This is a genomic window from Psychrobacter sp. TWR1-1-1, assembly GCF_049895865.1.
In the GTDB taxonomy this organism is placed as follows: Bacteria; Pseudomonadota; Gammaproteobacteria; order Pseudomonadales; family Moraxellaceae; genus Psychrobacter; species Psychrobacter immobilis_A.
The window spans coordinates 1-4,576 of sequence record NZ_JAFCTE010000038.1 but is presented as its reverse complement, the minus strand read 5'-3'; the positions used below and the strand labels follow the sequence as shown (position 1 = coordinate 4,576).

The following is a 4,576-nucleotide window of genomic DNA, read 5'->3' as shown; positions in this document are numbered from 1 at the left end:
AATTCTAGATATTTCGGTTACAACGTCGTAAGTAAAACAAACCTCTATAGCCGCCTCATTATCTAAGTATTTAACACGCTGTAGCCACCGAGACTTTACAGGTTTGCCGTCTATATCATCTATAAAAGTAAAACGACGTTCGAAAAGCGTTTTCTCTGCGTCTAATATTGCTTGTCGCGCCGTCTGCCGTGATACACCAAACACGTTCGCATAGCGTGATGCTGCTATGATTAAGGGCTTGTCTGTACTTAGTCCTTCGCCTGTTTCTCGTGCATCAATAATTGCTAGCTGAATAATCCTAATTTCAATCAGTGATAAATTTTGTATAGCCATATTCAAACGATTTGACTTAACTACTGTATCGGTTGCCATATATTCCACCTTAAACCATATTTATATACATATATTACACCATGTATATAAATATACAACAATCTATTATGTATGCAATTGACAGGTAAATGTATATGAACTGACAGGTAAATGTATATGAACTGACAGGTAAATGTATATGAACTGACAGGTAAATGTATATAAATGGGCTCGGAAAGCTTTATAATACGTGGCTTACAGCAAGCTTAAAAGCTTTTAAAAACCTTAAAAACCTTAAAAACCTTTTTGGTTGTTGATAACTAAGAAAGACAAAAGATAAAAGATGCCTAAAAAATAATTCATTTTTACGGTAAAAATCATCTCATTTGCTAACCGATCGCATAACGCACTGGAAACAAGAAAAAATATTAACTACGGTCGTCTACGTCCTCTAGGTGCTATAGAAACGCTCTCATTAGCTGTATCTGACGTTTTAGGACTATCGCCCACAGAATCCCTAGTAAATTCGTTTAAACTGCTCTCAGCCTCAAATTTGAGCGTTTTAGAGTAATTCTGTTCCTCTGTCTCAGGGTTATTTATGAGTTTAACGATATGTTTATGGCTCTGGTGATTATCTCCATCACTGAAAAACGCTCTAGCAACCCTAATATCCTCTCTGAAATCCCCTGTCACTAGGCTATTTTCAGTAGCAAACTGCTCTAAAATCTCTTTTTGTCTATCCGTATAATTTGGCAGGTTGCTACGATTGGAAAACAGTAGAGCTGTTTTCCAAGTTAATCTGTCAACCTCGCCAATAATTCCATTAATTCTTGGTTTTCTGTATCGAGCATTTCTATCCGCTCGTTCTGACGCTCTATCAAAAATGATTGTTCGCTCGTCAAGCTCTGTAGCTCTTTGTTTTCGGTTATCAGCGCTTGTTTTGAGCTGCTGCTCATAGGGATTTGGGCGTTGTTCTGCAATTCTGCTATTAAACGATCTTTCCTGTTGATCTGTGTCATCAGTTTTTCGTTGAATGTATTCATCGCCATTACTGATTGCATCAATCCATCGTTGGCTGCGCGCAATTTGTTGTTGGCTGCTAGTAATTCCGCTATTTGCTGTCTGCTCAAGTTGGTTGTGGTTGTATCTGTTGACTGACTCATTATATTTTCCTATTTCTGTTTGAACGCCCATGCGCTCTGCGATACTGGCATTTTTTCCTAAATGTTTGGTAGGTTTGAATGTGAGCCCTAGATCCTTGTAACTCTTATGGGTAACTGGCTGAACCCCTTTCTGTTCCAGTCGTTCATTAAGAATATCTGCCCATTGTTTACGGGTGTTTTTGAGCCATTCACTGTTTGAACATAATCCGCGCCCCTGCTGGATTTTTTTGCCTGTCTCAGGATCAATTGTGCCAACGAGTTTTTTTGGGACGACAGGGCGCGTACGTTCATCGTTAGACAGCTCGCTGTCTGATTTTTCGCCTAGCGATAACAAGCTATCGCTTGATACGTCTAGCTTTCGGGTTAATAATAGTATGTGAGCGTGGATATTGCGTGGGTCAGGGCTGCCCATCTTTTTGCCCTCTGCTACCGCCTTGGTGGTGGCCATGTCATCACCTGCGGTGGGATCATGAACAAAAACCATGCTGAGAACGCCTTGCTCTTCGCTCTGCTGTTGAGCAAATTGCTCAAACAGTTCGATATTCTCGGCGCGTGTTAGTTCAGGCACTCCGCACAATACCCATTCACGAGCAAGGCGTGCGCTATGTTTCATTTTCCCGCGCTTGGTGGTTTCTCCAATCTCGACTAAATCAGCGATGCTCTGAAAATCCAACTCAATGTCGGACGCTTCTAATTGCTCACTCAAATTTTTAGGGAGCAGTATTTCACGGTGAACCACATCGGTTTTTTTGGTGTAATCGTAAGACCTGGCTTTAGGATTTAGTTTGTTGTTGTCGGTGAGTTTTATACCGGCACGATATGAGATCGCCGCCGCTAAATTGTGCCCTTGTCCACGACTGAGCGATTTGGTTTCGGCTCTGAATATTGCCATTTTTGCACCTCGGGTTTTTTGGGGTTTGGGGTTTCCCCAACGCTGTTTGAGACAATCACATATTAGCACGAAGTAGGCTAATATGTGATTTCTCGAAACTGCGCTCTTCGAGGACTCCTAGCGGAGGGCCAAAAAGACAGGAAATACGACAAAGCAGCCTATAATTTTGGAACAAAACTTTTGATAAATGAGCAAAAGATTTGACAAATAACACCTACTTTGAACATTTAACACTTAAAATTGCAAAATGAACAACCTATAGAGGCTAGATACCTCGCAGTGTGTTCAATTCTGCTCCTACATCCGAATTTGCCTCAATACCCTATAATTTTGGAACAAAACTTTTGATAAATGAGCAAAAGTTTTGATAAATAACACCTACTTTGAATATTTAACACTTAAAATTGCAAAATGAACAGGTTAGGTTGGGGCTTTTAGGTGCGTCCTTTTACATGCAGGAGTGTGTCCTTTTATATATTGCAATGTAAATGACAGGCGACAATTGAGAGCTATTGGGGGTTGTCAAAAACCAAAAAGCCCTCGACCAAATAGACGAAGGCTCTTCATGATTTACAGCGTGTGTTATTAATCATTATTTAAAATTATAGTGTGGTGTATATTCGTTTCAGCTTTCACATAGGTGAAAAAAGGACCTTCTACGTGAACGCAATGAGGGATCGCCAGAAGCAGAGAAACCACTAAACTACGAATCAATCTTCTCTTCCAAACACTATAAAGACCCATGAGTTTGGTTCTAGATATGTGAAATGAAATCGTAATAGTATCAACACTGGTATTTTGTATTGATAAGATTTTTGGATAGGTCTCTAACGTACTATTCATAAGGGTTTCCTTTCAAAAAGCTCATAGCAAAGCTACAATCTTCTGAAAATATTGATCGATAACAAAGACCCTTTGATGTATCATTCGACTGTCGACAGCCTTCGTTATGAAAAACTAATGAAGTCCACCGACAAGCAAAAAAAAAGGGTCGCGAGAGTGCTCCGAGACCAAAAAATTCGCTATAGACCTCTCAAAAAACTGGGTTCTATATTGTCTTTTTTGTCTGATTTTTTTGTATTCACATATAGACGAGCTTATTAGTTACTCTAAAGTTTGGTCGCTTGAATGTAACTAATAAGCTTGTTCTATACATCTGCTGTACTATCGTTTAATTCCACATCATTATATTTTAGACAAAAATATAACGTTGCTCAGAGTGATGGTTTAAATCACTGAGCACTACATATAGTATATTTGTTAGTCAGCAAGACGAATATAGCGGGAAAATTTTGAAAATGCTATATTGAGTTTAAGGGCAAACTATGTTGCCTAGAGTATAAAGCGTAACCAAATTTTCGCAAAGGACGATGAGCAAACGCCTACAAGGCTATAAGAAAAATAATAAAAGTTTTGTAAAAAATGGCGCTGATTTACTTTTTATTGTTGATTAAACAAATAACGCTCTAACCTATATATAACATCACTTACGCACTCTTCTGATTATCACCTCATTATCAATCTAAATACTCTTTGATGGGGCGTTTCTTAAACTGCGATGCGTCTTTTTTAAGACGGTTAATCATCTCAAACTCCCAACCTTGCTGTGACTGTCCAGCTGGGCTAGTCGGGCTTACCAAATGATTATATTCAGCCATAAAAGTAGGGTTTCGGACGATACGCCCTAGTTGTTTATCGTTCAGACCTTCAATCGTGAACATATCTGCTGTGTCCCCGTCTCTGACGGCTTCTCGCGTTGCATTTTTTGGTTGCCCTTTAGTTAATACCTTGAACTTAAAGCCTGCTATAGCCACGCCTTTTTTAACCTGTTCGTAGCTGACTTTTAGGTCTGATTTTTCATTAATTTCATTAACCGCATTATCAAGAACACGAGCTTTAAAGTTGCCCATAATTTTATAATCGTTGACACCTAAACCTAGCTGCTCTCTGAATGTTTTAAGTTCAAATAATGGAGTTTTTTTAGCGGTTTTCCATTGCACTAATAACTCGTAGAGCCTTACTGAATAAATGCTTTTTAATTGTGATGTTTGCTGCAATAAATATTGTGTAAAGTACTTCTCAAGACCATGAATTCTAGATATTTCGGTTACAACGTCGTAAGTAAAACAAACCTCTATAGCCGCCTCATTATCTAAGTATTTAACACGCTGTAGCCACCGAGACTTTACAGGTTTGCCGTCTATATCAT

The 4,576-nt window shown here is 38.9% G+C and carries 3 protein-coding genes; all 3 read right to left on the bottom strand.

What is annotated here, in order from left to right; all coding sequences use genetic code 11:
• The coding region (locus ACP69U_RS13650) for a RepB family plasmid replication initiator protein (RefSeq protein ID WP_426138818.1) at positions 1-372 on the bottom strand (372 nt) is incomplete at its 3' end.
• 372 nt (positions 373-744) lie between these two features.
• Positions 745-2,367 carry a MobA/MobL family protein gene (locus ACP69U_RS13645; protein ID WP_426138817.1) on the bottom strand — a complete coding sequence of 541 codons (1,623 nt, stop codon included), beginning with the start codon at positions 2,365-2,367 and terminating at the stop codon, positions 745-747.
• A gap of 1,517 nt (positions 2,368-3,884) precedes the next feature.
• A partial coding sequence (locus tag ACP69U_RS13640; protein WP_426138816.1) for a RepB family plasmid replication initiator protein occupies positions 3,885-4,576 on the bottom strand: 692 nt, incomplete at its 5' end.

What these genes read in the sequence shown, in the direction of transcription:
- ACP69U_RS13645 (WP_426138817.1), bottom strand. Translation starts at nt 2,367, where the DNA reads ATGGCAATATTCAGAGCCGAAACCAAATCGCTCAGTCGTGGACAAGGG.